We start from the raw sequence: 14,620 nt of genomic DNA, 5'->3' as shown, positions 1-14,620 counted from the left end.
GACCAGGACAGCCTCGGCCGGGACGGTCTCGGCCAGCCCCGGGCCCGCCCGGCAAGCGGTGCTCGCCAGCACATTCAGTCCGGTGATCCGCACCGTCGCTACGGGCACCCTCGCCGTCGCCTGCGGCGCCGCCCTCCAGCTGCTCGCGGCGGCCCACGGCGGCTCGGGGCGGGTGATCGGCGCTTACTGCGCGCTCCTGGGAATGGTCGCCGTGGCGTGTCTGCCGCCGGGGCCCGCCCACGGGGCCGACAGCTCTGTCACGACCGCGGCTGACCGCCGCACATCGAGACGTCGCGGCCGTACGGTCGTAACCGGAGCATTCGCCGCGGCCGATCGGCACCGGCGGGACGGGGACGGCACAGGGCAGGACAGCACATGACGTGACAGCCCAGGAGCGGAGGACGATGCCCGCGCGACCGGAGCCCGCGGCGCCCAACGACGCCGAACTGCGGCGTGGGCTGCGGCGGATGCGGACGATCGCGACCGGGCTGCTGGCCCTTGTCGTGGTCGTCTATGTCGTGTTCTGGCGCTGGGAGAGCGGCGGCGGGCCGACGTGGGCCGGCTATGTCCGGGCCGCGGCGGAGGCGGGGGCGGTGGGCGCCCTGGCCGACTGGTTTGCCGTGACCGCCCTGTTCCGCCGGCCGCTGGGCCTGCCCATCCCGCATACAGCGATCATCCCGAACCGCAAGAACGACCTGGGACGCAGCCTCGAGCGCTTCGTCGCCCAGAACTTCCTGGCCGAGCCGGTGATCCGGGAGAAAATCGCGGGCCTGGGGGTGGCCATGCGCATGGGGGCGTGGCTCGGTGCCCCCGGCCACGCCGAATGGGTCGCCGCGGAGGCATCTGGCCGGTTGGCTGCCGCGATCTCGGGCATCCGGGACGACGTGATGCTGGATGTGGTCGAGAAGACCATCCTGGCCCGGGTCATGGATCGCCCGTGGGCACCGGCCGCCGGCACCGCGCTCGGCCGGATCGTGGCCGGCGGGCTGCACCATCGTCTCGTCGACCTGGTTGCCGTGCAGGCGGAGGCCTGGCTGCGCGACAATCCGGAAATAATGCTACGGATAGTGACCGACAAGGCCCCATCCTGGTCACCGCGATTCGTCGACGAGGCGATCGCGGCCCGCGCCTACGCCGAGGCGCTGCGGTTCATCAGCGAGGTCCGCGCGGACCCGGACCATCGGCTGCGCCGGGCGTTGGACGACTTTCTGGCCCGGTTCGCCGAACAGCTGCGCACCGACCCCGCCACCGCCGAGCGGGTGGAGAAGCTCAAGGAACGCATCCGTGATCATCCGGAGGTCGACCTGGCGCTCGCGACCATGTGGAACGCCACCAAGGCCATCCTGATCGACGCTGCCGACGATCCCGGCGGCGTCCTGCGGACCCGGATGGCCGACGAGCTACGGACACTCGGCGAGCGGCTGACCGCGGAACCGCGGCTGGGCGCGGGCGTCGACGCCGCAGCCAACGACATCGTGGCATGGATCGTCAACCGCTACCGATCCGAGATCACCGCGGTGATCAGCGAAACGGTCGCGAACTGGGAACCGACCGAGACCTCAACCAAGATTGAACTACACGTGGGCCGTGACCTACAGTACATCCGCATCAACGGAACGGTGGTCGGCGCGATCGCCGGGCTCGTCATCCATCTACTGACAAGCCTGTTGCTATGAGCTCCTTTCTGGTCACGTTTCTGCTCACGCCGCCTCGGCGTGCGCGAGATCTCATCGCAACAGAGGAGGTCAGCGGCACCCCCGGAGGTGATCGGTGTACGCTGAACACGCTGGCGGCCACAGGCCGTCCATGGTGCGCGGTTTTCGGGCCACGCACCCGAGGTCCGTGTGACAGCAGGTTGGTGCGAACCCGGACGGGTTTAATCTGATCATGCTCTGGTGACGCGGCCCGAGCTGGACGCACGATCGCTGCCACATGATCGCCGACGCATCCACGCGGCGACCTCGACACGACGGACGGAAGAACCCTGTCTCAGCACGGTGATACTCAGCCCTCCCCTGCCCGCCGCCGTTCCCGACCCGGTGGTGGTGGCGGATACCGCGGTCGCGGCGGCCCTCGTCCGGGCGGCAAGCAGAACGGACCGAACCGGTCCGCGCCCCCGCCCCGCCCGACACTGCCGACCCGCGAGCCGCGCCCGCCGGTCACCTCCTTCGCGGACGCGGGTTTGCCGCCGTCCCTCGTCACAGCCCTTGCCCGCCAGGGAATTACCGCTCCCTTCCCGGTACAGGCGGCCACCCTGCCCGACGTCCTCGCCGGTGAGAACGTTCTCGGCCGCGCGAGCACGGGATCCGGCAAGACCCTGGGGTTCGGCCTGCCGATGCTCGCGGAGCTGTCGAAGAACCGCGCCGTCACGCCAGGGCGCCCCCGCGGCCTGATCCTCGTTCCCACCCGGGAACTCGCCCAGCAGGTCCACGACGCGCTGGACCCGCTCGCCAGACCGCTCGGCCTTCGGCTGCGCGCGGTGTACGGCGGAACGTCGATCTCCCGCCAGATCAGCTCGCTGCGGCGCGGAGTGCACATCGTCGTCGCCACTCCCGGGCGCCTCACCGACCTGATCGAACGCGGTGCCTGCTCCCTGGAAGAGATCGCGGTCACGGTGCTGGATGAGGCCGACTACATGTGTGACCTCGGCTTCCTCCCGGCCGTGCGAGCGCTGCTGGACGCCACCCCCGCTGGTGGCCAACGGCTGCTGTTCAGCGCGACCCTCGACCGGGAGGTTGAGGTACTGGTCCGCCAGTACCTGCCAGAGCCGGTGCTCGTCGCCATCGATTCCGAGACCGCGCAGGTCTCGACACTGTCGCGGCACGCCCTCGAAGCGGCGGACCCGGCCGCCCACACCCGTCTGGTCACCGCGCTCGCCGGCGGTTCCGGCCGGACCCTGGTGTTCGCCCGCACCCAGCGGGGTGCGGACCGGCTCGCCGAGCAGCTCACCCGCTCGGGTGTCCCCGCTCAGCCGCTGCACGGCGGCATGGCGCAGAACGCCCGGACCCGGGCGCTCGCCGGGTTCGCCGACGGCGCGCACCGGGTGCTGGTCGCCACCGACGTGGCCGCTCGCGGCATTCACGTCGACGGCGTCGACATCGTGGTGCACGCGGGGCTTCCCAGCGATCCCAAGACCTACCAGCACCGCGGTGGACGGACCGCACGAGCGGGCGCGCACGGTGCCGATGTGCTCGTCTCGCTTCCAGAGGAACGCGGGATTGTGCGTGCGTTGCTGCGTGCCGCCGGTAGCGACGCCCAGCCGGAACCGGCCGACGCGGACGCCGAGGTAGTGGCACGCCTCGCCGGGCCTCCCGCTCCCCGGATCCTGCCGCAGCAGCGGACCGCCACCCAGTCCCTGCCGACGTCGGCATCCTCCCGGGTGCCGGCGCAGGGACGGCCCGGCGGCGGTTCACGGCGCGGTACCGACAAGCAGTGGGGCGCGTCCTCATCCCGCGGCGGTTCCGCATCCGGTGGCCGTGGGTCCGACCAGCAGCGCCGTGGCGGGCGCCGCCAGGGGCCGGCATCCACCACGGCGACCGGTCAGGGCTGACCCGACCAAAAATGATCTACAACTGACCTCCCTGGCCGTCGCGCGCGTGAAAGTTGTGATCACGCATACGGCGGCCGGCTGACAACGCCGAGGGCGTGGCACCGACTCGTCCGGTGCCACGCCCTCGGCACAAGGCCCGCTGGCCAGCCTGCTCAGAGCCCGTCGGATACCCCGGCCGCAATCACCTGACGCGCCGCTCCCAGCCGCAGCCGTGACGGGTTCGCGACGGAACGCGGGACCCGCCACGACTCGGACGCGCCGTCCACCCGGCTGTCGACGTCCCCTTCCGCCGCCGCCCACTGGCCTGACCACGATCCGCGCGGCTCCAGGTAAACCGATTCATCCTGCTCAGACACCGACATTGCCCCCTCCATACAACAACGACATGTGTAACCAGCCCGTAATGGCACAACGGGCGTGCCCGCATCCTGCGGACACCTGGCTACGAAACATATCGAGCCGACGTTCGGGACAATAAGGCGGCTGTGGGTGAGAATATTCATGCACGATCACAGATGGCGTATACACAACCAAGTTGGCCATCTGCTGGGCATACGCTGTGTCCCAGCGCCGACCAGCGCGGCACAGGCGTGCCTTGGCCGTGTCACTGTCGGTCGACAGTTGTTGATAGTTGATAGTTGGGACAACGACCAGCCGGGCGAAAGCCCGGCCGCGTGCCCGGACCAGGCCAGAACAACGGCGGACGCGCCTGCGCGCGGGTCGTCTCGTCAGCTCGCGGTCACGGCTCAGCTCGCGGTCACGACGCGATGGCCTTCGTACCGAGGAGGCTCTTGATGTCCCCCCAGAAGGCTCCGGTCGTGTCGACCTCGGGCCCGAGCCTGAGCAGAGAGGTCCGGCGCGGGCCCTGCAGCCGCAGGTGCACGGGAGTCCTGCCGGGATGCGTGGCCAGGATGCGTTTGAGGTTGCTGACGAGGTCCGGGGTCACCTTGTGGGTGGGCAGCATGAGGACGACAGGCGGTTCCGCGTCCGCGTTGAGGCTCGAGACATCGAGCGTCGTGAGATCCTGTCCGAAGATGCTGATGGCGCCGTCGCGCTCGTTGAGCCTGCCCCGGACCGAGACAACAGCGTCAGGCACCAGCTGCGAACCGTGAATCTCATAGCTCTTCGGGAAGAACAGGACCTCCACGGCGGCGTCGAGATCCTCGACGGTAAGGATGGCCCAGAGACTGCCGCTGGTCTTGTTGACCCGCCGGTCGACCTTCGCGATCACACCCGCGATACGGACCGCACCCTCGCTTCGGCCACTTTCGAGCAAATCGACGATCGACGTGTCCCGATTACGTTCCAATATCTTCTCAGCGCCTTCCAGCGGATGGCTGGAAACGTAGAGGCCGAGCATCTCGCGTTCCTGCGCGAGAAGTTCCGGGCGTGGCCACTCCGCGACGTCGAGATCAAGATCGAGGCCGATTTTGACCGGTTCGCTCTCGTTCCCGTCAGCATCGCCGAACAGACCGTACTGGCCGAACGCCTCAGCCCGTTTAGGGCCGACGACGGCGTCAATGGCGGCCTCATGGACGCGGGCCAGCGCCCGGCGGGTGTGGCCGAGCGAATCAAAGCTGCCCGCCTTGATGAGGGAATCGACGGTACGTTTGTTGCAGACACCGATCTCAACCTTGTCGAGGAAGTCCGGGAACGAGGTGAACGCCCCCTTCTTCTGCCGGGTGGCTCTGATCGAGTCGACAACCGGCGCCCCGACGTTGCGAATGGCGCCCAGCCCGAAGCGAACGTCGGCACCGACTGGTGTGAAATACAGGGACGACTCGTTGACGTCCGGCGGCAACACGCGGATCCCCATCTTGCGGCATTCCGCCAGATACACTGCCATCTTGTCCTTGTCGTCCCCGACCGAGGTGAGCAGGGCGGCCATGAACTCGGCTGGGTAGTTCGCCTTCAGATAAGCGGTCCAGAACGACACGACACCGTAGCCGGCGGTGTGCGACTTGTTGAATCCGTAACCGGAGAACGGGAGCAGAACGTCCCAGACCGCCTGCGCGGCCGCCGACGAGTAACCCTTTTCGTCCATACCCGTCATGAACTCGGCATAGCTGGCGTCCAGGATCTCCTTCTTCTTCTTCCCCATGGCGCGGCGCAGCAGGTCCGCCTTACCGAGGCTGTAACCGGCGAGCTCACGGGCGATGGCGAGCACATGCTCCTGGTAGACGACGAGATGGTAGGTCTCACCGAGGATTCCTTCGAGCACGTCCCGTAGTTCCGGATGGATGGGCGTGATGGGCTTGCGGCCGTTCTTGCGGTCCGCGTACTCGATGTGCGAGTTTGCCGCCATGGGCCCCGGCCGGTACAGCGCCAGCACCGCCGCGATGTCCTCGAACTTAGTCGGCGCCATCAGGCGCAGCAGGCTGCGCATGGGACCACCGTCGAGCTGGAACACCCCAAGCGTGTCACCACGGGCCAGCAGCTCGAAAGTGGGGACATCGGCCAGCGGAAGTTTCTGGAGATCGAGATCGATCCCACGGTTCTGCCGGATGTTACGGATGGCGTCGTCGATGACGGTGAGGTTCCGCAGGCCCAGGAAGTCCATTTTCAGCAGGCCCATGTCCTCGCACTGCGGGAATGGGAAGCCCGTGATGATGGCGCCGTCCGCGTCACGCCGGTGAATCGGTAGAACATTCAGCAGCGGTTCGGAGCAGAGAATGACACCGGCCGCGTGCACACCGGTTCCGCGGGTGAGCCCTTCGAGCCCGCGGGCCGTGTCGATGACCTTTCGGACCTCCTGGTCGGTTTCGTAGAGGCCGCGGACCTCCGCCGCTTCGCTGTATCGCTCGTGCTGGGGGTCGGTGATGCCGGACAGGGGGATGCCCTTGCCGAACACATCCGGCGGCATCGCCTTGGTGATGCGGTCACCGAGAGCGTAGGGGAAGCCCAGGACACGACAGGAGTCCTTGATCGCGGCCTTCGCCTTGATGGTGCCGAAAGTGAGGATCTGGCAGACCTTCTCCTCACCGTACTTCTCCGTCACGTAACGGATCATGTCGCCGCGACGGCGTTCGTCGAAGTCCAGGTCGACGTCAGGCGGGGTGACCCGTTCGGGATTCAGGAAGCGCTCGAAGATCAGTTTGTGCTCGATCGGGTCGAGCTCGGTGATCCCGAGGACGTAGGCGACCATTGAGCCGGTGGCCGAGCCGCGTCCCGGCCCCACCCGGATGCCCTTCTCGCGTGCCTCACGGCAGATGTCCGCGACGACCAGGAAGTAGGCGGGGAAACCCATCTGGTCGATCATCCGAAGTTCATAGTCGATCCGCTCGCGGACCTCTTGCGAGGGGTCGGCGCCGAACCGGTGTTCCACCCCTCGGGCCACCTCTTTGTACAGCCAGGACAACTGGTCCTCACCGGCGGGGACGGGGAAGCGTGGCATTCGGTCGACGAATGTGAACACCTCGTCGTACGGCTCGACCCGCTCGGCGATCAACAAAGAACTGTCACAGGCGCCGGCGACCTGACCGTCCCACAGTTCCCGCATCTCGTCCGGGCTCTTCAGGTAGTAGCCGTCGCCGTCGAACTTGAACCGCTTCGGGTCATCGAGTGTCTTGCCGGTGCCGACGCACAGCAGTGCGCTGTGCGAGTCCGCCTGGTCCTTGGTGACATAGTGGCTGTCATTGGTCGCGAGCGGTCGAAGGTCCAGCTCCCGGGCGATTCGCAGGAGACCATCGCGCACGCTGCGTTCGATGGCCAGGCCGTGGTCCATCAGCTCGAGAAAGTAGTTCTCCGCGCCGAATATGTCCTGGAAGGTCGCGGCGGCTTCCAGCGCCTTGTCGAACTGGCCGAGCCGCAGCCGGGTCTGGACCTCACCGGAGGGACAGCCCGTTGTCGCGATGATTCCGGCGGCATGCTCGGAAATCAGCTCGCGATCCATCCGGGGTTTGCGGTAGTAGCCGTCGAGACTCGCCAGGCTGGACAGGCGAAAAAGGTTCCGCAAGCCGGTCGCGCCAGCAGCGAGCATAGTCATATGGGTGTAGGAGCCACCACCGGAGACGTCGCCGCCCTCACCGTCGGGATCAGCGTTCCGCTGGCCACCCTCGCCCCAGAAGATAGGCTTCTTGTGGAAACGTGATTCAGGCGCGATATAGGCTTCGATACCGATGATCGGTTTGACACCGGATTTCTTCGCGGCTTGCTGGAATTCGTAGGAGCCGAACATGTTACCATGATCGGTCATACCGACCGCGGGCATCCCGAGACGAGCGGCCTCAGTACACAGGGAATTGACCTTGGCCGCACCGTCCAACATCGAGTACTCGGTGTGAACATGCAGATGGACAAAAGAATCGCTAGCCATCGGTCCCCTTTCTTACCCTGTCCCTCCCTGAACTCTAGCGGCGCATACCCAGGGCCTCCGCACGCGGCACAGTGGTACCAGCCTCAACGACCACAGGGACGCCGGTGAGGCGGGCGGACCGCTCATCAGCCTGATCCCCATACCAGCAACCGATCCTTCCCGCGAACACGGCGTACCTACGAACCGCTCATCACCGCTCATCACCACGCGGACACGCGGACACGTGCCTCACGTCATCGCTCCCAGCCATCGCCGCGCGAGGCACGCGCCCCAGCCCCGCTGCTTGATCCACGCTCCCTGTTGCCGGGCGCTCTAAGTGGTCGCCGCCGGCAGACCCTGGACGAACTTCCGGCGGCAACCACTAAGATCGTCATTCCGGCTCGCCGCGTCCAAGCGCCCCCTGGCTGCCTTGTCGGCCACACCGAGACAACTCATCCGGTCTCGCTTCGGCCTTCCGCCTTGCCAGGGTGCGCCTGGGCGCGACTCACTGATCGAAAGCCCGATCTCACACGCTCTAACCGCTGGGGAGGCGGTAGGTGAGGTCGGCGGCGGGGACGCCGGTTTCCAGCTGGGCCTTCTGCAGGTGGCCGGAGTAGTCCCAGTTGACTGCCTGCCACCGGGTGACCTGGTCGAGCACCCAGCGTCCGGACTGGCGGGAACCGTTGCCGGACCGGCCGTTACCGCCGAACGGCAGATGCGCCTCAGCCCCGGACGTCGAGTTGTTGACGCTGACCATGCCGGCGCTGACACCGCGACGGAACCGGAAAACAGTCGCCGGGTTATTGGTGTAGATCGACGACGACAAACCGTAACCAGGTGCGTTGGCCAGTTCTATGGCCTCGTCGAGGTGCCGGTAGGCGGTGACGCCGACGATCGGGCCGAAGGTCTCCTCATCGAACACCTCGTCACCGGGCCGCACCCCGTCAATGATCACCGGGTGATAGTACAGACCGGTCTCGGCGGCACCGACGAACCCGTCCCGCGGGCGGGCCGCGTCGATCCGCCCGACCGCCGAGGAACCCGCGACCCGGTGATGGTCACGGATGCACCCGAGGGTGCGCTCGAAACCGTCGGCGAACCGCAGATCGAGCAACGGCCCGTACAGGACGTCCGCGAAGGGATCACCAATGGCCGCGGCCTCGACCGCGGCCACGAACCGGCGGACGAACTCGTCGTGCAGCGAAGCATGCACGATCACCGTACCGAGTGAGGTGCACCGCTGCCCGGCCGTGCCGAAACCAGCAAACACCGCGCCGGCGACGGCGGCGTCCAGATCCGCGTCGGGTGCGACGACCATCGGGTTCTTCCCGCCAAGTTCCAGGCAGGGGGTTTGTAGGTGCCGGCCGCACAGTTCGCCGATCATCCGGCCGACCTCGGTCGAGCCGGTGAAGCCGACCTTGTCGACAAGGCCCGCGGCCAGCGCCCGCTCCAGGCCGGTGAACGTCTCCACCCCCTCCGCCGGGACGACTTCGAGCACACCGGCCGGTACCCCGGCACGGCGGATCAGCTCGGTGAACGCCTGCGCGCATGCGGCCGCGTAGACGGCGGGCTTCCAGACGACGGTGTTGCCGCACAACAATGCCGGAACGATGTACCACGACGGAACCGCCACCGGAAAGTTGCCCGCGGTTATCACCGTCAGCACACCAACCGGCTCCCGGAAAGTGAACAACTGCTTGTCGGGCAGCTCCGAGGGCACGGTCTCGCCGTACAGACGGCGCCCCTCGCCGAGAAAGAAGCGGCAGGTATCGATGATCTCCTGTACCTCACCGCGCGCCTCGGCCAGCGGCTTGCCGACCTCACGGGTGACCAGCCGGGCGAGCGCGGCCGCATTGTCCTCGACGAGCCGCCCGAGGTTCGCGATCACGCTCCCGCGGACGGGCGCGGGTACATCCGCCCAGCCCGGCTGAGCCGCTCGCGCGGCACGGCAGGCGGCCAGCAGGTCGGCGGGGCTGGCAAGCACGATCTCGGCGACCACCTCGTCCAGACGGGCGGGGTTCGTCGAACGGCGCACCGCCCGGCCCGCATGGTCATGGCTGGCTGCCCGACCGGCCAGCACGACTCCATAGCTCACCGATGTCATCATCACGCTCTCAGCAGGTAGCCGGGACGTCAGTAGCCGGGGTACGGGCCAGCACCCGCTCGAGCGCCGCCACCCCGCGGGAGAGCTCGGTGGCGGAGACGGTCAACGCGGGCCGGAACCGCAGTGCGCGCGGCCCCGCGGGCAGGACGAGAACATGTTCCTCGGTACGCAGCCGGCGCACCACCTCGTTGCGGATCTCCGGCGAGGGCAGGTCGATCGCGCACAGCAGGCCGCGCCCGCGCGGGTTGGTCACCAACGACGGGTAGCCGCGGGCAAGCTCCCACAGGCCAGCCAGCAGATCGCGGCCGAGTGTGCCGGCACGGGCGAACAGCCCGTCCGCCTCCATGATCTCAAGCATCCGGCGGGAGCGGACCATGTCGACCAGCCCGCCGCCCCAGGTCGAGTTGATCCTTCCGGTGACCCGGAAGACGTTGTCGGGCACCTCATCCACCCGCCGGCCCGCCATCACCCCGCCGAGCTGCACCTTCTTACCGAACGCGACGACATCGGGACGCAGGCCCAGTTGCTGGTGCGCCCAGGCCGCACCGGTGGCTCCCACCCCGGTCTGGACCTCGTCAAGGACGAAAAGCGCCTCATGGACATGGCACAGCCGTTCCATCGCGGCGAGGAACTCCGCTCGCAGGTGATTGTCGCCGCCCTCGCCCTGGATCGGTTCGGCCAGAAAACAGGCGATATCGTGAGGATGGCGAGCGAACGCGGCCTCGGCCTGGGCGAGCGCGCCCGCCTCGGCCGCGGCGAGGTCGGCGAGCCGGGTGCCCTCCAGCGGGTAGGTGACCACCGGGGTGTCGATCCGGGGCCAGTCGAACACCGGAAAGCGATCGGTCTTCACCGAGTCGGTGTTGGTGACCGACAGTGTGTAGCCGCTGCGGCCGTGAAAGGCGTGGCGTAGGTGCAGCACCCGCGTCCCGAGTGACGGTGACCGTCCAGCCTGGGCATTGCGACGGCTTTTCCAGTCGAACGCGCACTTCAGCGCGTTCTCGACGGCGAGCGCCCCACCCTCGACGAAGAACAGGTGGGGCAGTTCCGGGTCACCGAGAACCCGGGCGAACGTCTCGACGAACCCCGCGTAGGCGGCGGTGGCGATGTCGGGGTTGGCCGGTTTGTTGACCGCCGCGGCGGTCAGTTCGGCGAGGAAAACGGGGTCGCCGGTCAGCTGGGGTGGATTGATCCCCAGCGGCGCCGAGGCGAAGAAGCTGTAAAGATCCAGATAGCGCTGGCCGTCACGGGCATCCACGAGCCAGCTGCCACGGCTACGTTCAAGATCAAAAACGATGCCGAAGCCATCCATGAGGACATGGCGGCCCAGCACCTCCAGCACACGGCCCGGCGCGACCGTGGAGTGTGCGGCAGCCCGGCTCCTGGCGACCGGGGAGATCCGATTCCGCGCGGTGACCGCGGCAGGCATGCTCGGCATCCCATCCTCCTCGCGCATATCTCGCGTCGACCGGTCCGACATCTCAGCGAGACAGAGAAACCTTCGGTAGAACCAGCTTGATCGCAAAGATACTATTCCTTCTACTTGAAATCAAGATAAAATTTTTCCCCTTCGCCGCAGGTTGTCGAATAGCCGACGTCGACAGGACGGCGCAACCACGCGGTGACGGCCATCAGGGACAATTGGGGACGTCGGCTGCCGATCGGGCCGGCAGGCAAACGTCAACGAGGGGGAAAACGCGTGCTCCAGCCACTGACGGACAACGACCCGCGTCAGATCGGGCCGTACCGTCTACAGAGCCGGATCGGCGCCGGCGGCATGGGCACCGTCTATCTCGGGTTCGCCGATGACAACAAACCGGTCGCGGTCAAGGTGCCGTCGCCGGGGCTCGCCGACAGCCCTGAGTTCCGCGACCGGTTCCGCACCGAGGTGACCGCGGCCGCCCGGGTGCGCGGCATGTCGGTCGCCGCGGTGATCGACGCCGACACCGCCGGCCCGCGCCCGTGGATGGCCACCGAATATGTCGAGGGCCGCAGCCTGACCGAGGCGGTGGCCCTGCGCGGCCCCTTCACCGGACGCCTGCTCGACGGGCTGGCGGTCGGGCTCGCCGACGCCCTGGTCGCGATCCACACGGCCGGAGTGATCCACCGCGATCTCAAGCCGTCCAACATTCTGGTCACCTGGGAAGGCCCGAAGGTCATCGACTTCGGGATCGCGCGGTCAGCCGATTCAACCAGCCACACCCGTACCGGCGTGCTCGTCGGCACCCTGGTGTGGATGGCACCCGAACAACTCCGGGGTGAGCGGGCCGGGCCGCCGACCGATGTCTTCGCCTGGGGCGCCTGCGTGGCGTTCGCCGCTACCGGCCGCCAGCCGTTCCGGGGCGAGCGGCCCGAGGCGATCGCCATCCAGATCATGACTGCTGAGCCAGACCTGACCGGCGTGCCACCGGCGCTACGCGCGGTGCTGGCCTGGACCTTGGACAAGGAGCCGGCACGGCGCCCGACCGCGGCGGCGCTCGTCGCGGCTCTCCTCGGCCGCGACGCGACCGACCCCGATGAGACGGTCCGAGCGGCACACACCGCGCTGGCGCAGTGGTGGTCGCTGCCGCCCACCCCGCCACAGGCACCTTCCCAGGCTCCTGCCGAGGAACAGGCGGACACGTTCCGTTCGCCCACCTACCGCACCCGCGCTGGCGACGGCCCGCCGCGCGCCATGCCGCACCAGCAACCAGGACCGCACCAGCAATCCGAGGAGCCGTACCGGGAGCCACCGCCGAAGCCCTCACGACCCCGTCGGCGCGGCACCTTCACCGTTGTTCTGGCGACCATCCTGGCGCTGGCACTCATCGGTGGGATCGCCACAGCCCTGGCCTTACGCGGGCAGAACTCCCCCGCTGGCAACGGGGGCGAAGCGACGGTGGCCGGGCAGACACCAGCAGCCGTCGGCGGGGTCACAACCACCTTCCGAGGCCCAACGCCGCCGGCCGGCCGGACCGCCACCGTGCCACCGCCCGTCACCCCGCCGCGGACGACCACCCAGCCGCCGACCCATGCGCCTCTCACCCTCGCTGAGGCCTCAAACATCGTCAACGCGCAGGGTTTCACCGTGATCGACCACACCGGCTTCGCCGTGGGCCGGAATCTTAATGTCCTGATCGGTCAAGGCGGCGGCACGCCCAGCACGCCCAGCACGCCCAACAGCGCATCCGGCACGCCCCGCCAGTCCGGATTCTTCTTCGTCGGCACCGACCTGATCGGTAAGGACTTCAGTGAACCGAGCGCCGGCATCCACTTCGTGTCCGCGACGCAGACGACCGTCGTCCTGCGCTACGACCTGTACGAACCAGCGGACAAGGCGTGCTGCCCAAGCGGCGGAACCACCGACGTGGTGTTCCACTGGGACGGCAGGAAACTGAACGTCGACCCCGCGTCGATCCCGCCGAACGACCCCAACGCACACGGCAGCCGCCGCTGACCGCGCAGCGCCGCCCGGCCCTGCGGCCCGGTAGTCGCGCATGAGCGTAATCAGTGTGCCACAGCCCAGCTACCGTCCGAGAGAAAGCTCGAACTCGAACCGCTCGATGAGAGCTTGCTCGAGTGGACGCGAGTCAATGATGAGCGTCTTCGCCGCCGCTGGCAGCGTCGGATTCTTCCTGGCTCAGCCCTCGCTGGAAAGCCATTCAGGGCAGCCGATGGTAAATTTTTGGCATGCGGACGGCCATTGACGCCGCCGGGCGCGTCGTCATCCCCAAGGCGCTACGTGACGCTCTCGGGCTCACCGCAGGTCAGACGCTGGAGATCGCGGAACGGGATGGGCGACTGGAGATCGCTCCGACACCGATGACGTTGGTAGACGAGAGTGACAGTGTGATCGCCGTCGCTGATACGGACATGCCGGTACTGAGCGCTGACCTGATACGTGCCACGCTGGAGCGAACCCGGCGATGAAGGCCGTCGACACCAGCGTGGTCGTATCGCTGGGAAGCGTGCCCGGTTCCGCTACCGGGTGACGATGACCGTCGCGCGGTGTCCGGCAGCGTTCCTGAGCTTCGTGTCGCCGGTGAGCAGGCTCGCAGCCGAGTGCTTCGGCGAGCGCGATGTAGGCGGCGTCGTAGGCGCCGAGGTTGTGCCGCAGTTCCCACATCCGGGGGTGGTAGGGCCAGACCGGATGACGGGTGATCCGCAGGCGCGCGTAGTCAGCCAGCATCTGCTCGCCGCGATGGCCAGTGATCTTCTTCCCGGCGGCAAGCCCGCGGACTGTTGACGCGACCTCGACGTCGAGATGGTGCGGGGCGTGCAGCGCGCGCGGGGCGGACAGGCGCTGCCGGAGCACCTCGTCGCCATCGCGGACGGACAGCACATCAATGACGAGCGAGCAGTCAACCACGTACGTGAGGGTCAACGCCGTCCCTCGTCGCGCGCCGCGAGGATGTCGTCCATGGTGAGCTCCACCGGTTCCCTGTCTCGCGCGATGCGAGCGATAACCTCGGCGTTGGTCTCCGTGGCCGCGTCGGCATCCATCAGGTCCCGCAGGTACCCGGACAGTGACTGGCCGAGCGATCTGGCACGCTCGCGGAGGACCGCGAGCGTCGTCGGATCGACATCGCGCACCTGGATGATGCCCCCGTCGGCGGACTCGCTCATAGGTCCACGCTACCACGATTCATGCATGGCGCATGAAGCCTCCTCGATGCTCCAGATGCGCCTACCGGCT

Annotated in this window: 10 protein-coding genes and 1 pseudogene; 5 read left to right on the top strand and 6 right to left on the bottom strand. The window is 67.8% G+C overall.

Annotated features, from left to right (window positions below; all coding sequences use genetic code 11):
- The 3 genes from MJ785_RS15430 to MJ785_RS15420 all read left to right on the top strand — a co-directional run.
- Nucleotides 1-379, top strand: a 379-nt coding sequence (locus MJ785_RS15430) for a hypothetical protein (protein ID WP_370652956.1), incomplete at its 5' end; no start/stop codon positions are given.
- 25 nt (nt 380-404) lie between these two features.
- Complete coding sequence (locus MJ785_RS15425) at nt 405-1,676, top strand: DUF445 domain-containing protein (protein ID WP_239381469.1); 1,272 nt, start codon at nt 405-407, stop codon at nt 1,674-1,676.
- Nucleotides 1,677-2,254: 578 nt separating this feature from the next.
- On the top strand, nt 2,255-3,550 hold the full coding sequence (locus MJ785_RS15420; RefSeq protein WP_239381471.1) for a DEAD/DEAH box helicase: 1,296 nt from the start codon (nt 2,255-2,257) through the stop codon (nt 3,548-3,550).
- Nucleotides 3,551-3,702: 152 nt separating this feature from the next.
- Here the strand turns inward: MJ785_RS15420 and MJ785_RS15415 are convergent, their stop codons facing one another.
- From MJ785_RS15415 to lat, 4 genes are all read right to left on the bottom strand, one after another.
- Nucleotides 3,703-3,912, bottom strand: a complete 210-nt coding sequence (locus tag MJ785_RS15415) for a hypothetical protein (RefSeq protein ID WP_239310025.1) — start codon at nt 3,910-3,912, stop codon at nt 3,703-3,705.
- 395 nt (nt 3,913-4,307) lie between these two features.
- A complete protein-coding gene (gene dnaE / locus MJ785_RS15410; protein WP_239310024.1) occupies nt 4,308-7,865 on the bottom strand; it encodes a DNA polymerase III subunit alpha in 3,558 nt (1,185 codons plus the stop codon).
- Between the two features lie 514 nt (nt 7,866-8,379).
- Entirely contained in the window at nt 8,380-9,948 is a 1,569-nt protein-coding gene (locus MJ785_RS15405) for an aldehyde dehydrogenase family protein (protein ID WP_239346983.1), read from the bottom strand.
- A 10-nt stretch (nt 9,949-9,958) separates the two neighbouring features.
- Nucleotides 9,959-11,374 carry an L-lysine 6-transaminase gene (lat, locus tag MJ785_RS15400; RefSeq protein WP_370651583.1) on the bottom strand — a complete coding sequence of 472 codons (1,416 nt, stop codon included), beginning with the start codon at nt 11,372-11,374 and terminating at the stop codon, nt 9,959-9,961.
- A 270-nt stretch (nt 11,375-11,644) separates the two neighbouring features.
- Between lat and MJ785_RS15395 the strand changes: the two genes are divergently transcribed.
- Nucleotides 11,645-13,381 carry a protein kinase gene (locus MJ785_RS15395; protein WP_239310022.1) on the top strand — a complete coding sequence of 579 codons (1,737 nt, stop codon included), beginning with the start codon at nt 11,645-11,647 and terminating at the stop codon, nt 13,379-13,381.
- Between the two features lie 233 nt (nt 13,382-13,614).
- Nucleotides 13,615-13,854: an AbrB/MazE/SpoVT family DNA-binding domain-containing protein gene (locus tag MJ785_RS15390; RefSeq protein WP_239381467.1), complete on the top strand. Its 240-nt coding sequence runs from the start codon at nt 13,615-13,617 to the stop codon at nt 13,852-13,854.
- Between the two features lie 181 nt (nt 13,855-14,035).
- On the opposite strand, the pseudogene MJ785_RS15385 reads toward MJ785_RS15390, so the two are convergent.
- A pseudogene (locus tag MJ785_RS15385) lies at nt 14,036-14,239 on the bottom strand (type II toxin-antitoxin system VapC family toxin); the annotation flags it as partial.
- Nucleotides 14,240-14,304: 65 nt separating this feature from the next.
- Nucleotides 14,305-14,550 (bottom strand): hypothetical protein, encoded by a 246-nt coding sequence (locus tag MJ785_RS15380; protein ID WP_045878334.1) that lies wholly within the window; start codon nt 14,548-14,550, stop codon nt 14,305-14,307.
- Nucleotides 14,551-14,620: the final 70 nt, after the last annotated feature.

Source organism: Protofrankia sp. CiT1 (genome assembly GCF_917627335.1).
Lineage (GTDB): Bacteria > Actinomycetota > Actinomycetes > Frankiales > Frankiaceae > Protofrankia.
The sequence above is the reverse complement of the archived record's forward strand: the minus strand, read 5'-3'. Positions and strand labels throughout refer to the sequence as shown.

Bases quoted from the DNA above. Each gene is read 5' to 3' on its own strand.
- MJ785_RS15425 (WP_239381469.1), top strand. From the start codon at position 405: ATGCCCGCGCGACCGGAGCCCGCGGCGCCCAACGACGCCGAACTGCGG.
- MJ785_RS15415 (WP_239310025.1), bottom strand. From the start codon at position 3,912: ATGTCGGTGTCTGAGCAGGATGAATCGGTTTACCTGGAGCCGCGCGGA.
- dnaE (WP_239310024.1), bottom strand. From the start codon at position 7,865: ATGGCTAGCGATTCTTTTGTCCATCTGCATGTTCACACCGAGTACTCG.
- MJ785_RS15405 (WP_239346983.1), bottom strand. From the start codon at position 9,948: ATGACATCGGTGAGCTATGGAGTCGTGCTGGCCGGTCGGGCAGCCAGC.
- lat (WP_370651583.1), bottom strand. From the start codon at position 11,374: ATGCCTGCCGCGGTCACCGCGCGGAATCGGATCTCCCCGGTCGCCAGG.
- MJ785_RS15390 (WP_239381467.1), top strand. From the start codon at position 13,615: ATGCGGACGGCCATTGACGCCGCCGGGCGCGTCGTCATCCCCAAGGCG.
- MJ785_RS15380 (WP_045878334.1), bottom strand. From the start codon at position 14,550: ATGAGCGAGTCCGCCGACGGGGGCATCATCCAGGTGCGCGATGTCGAT.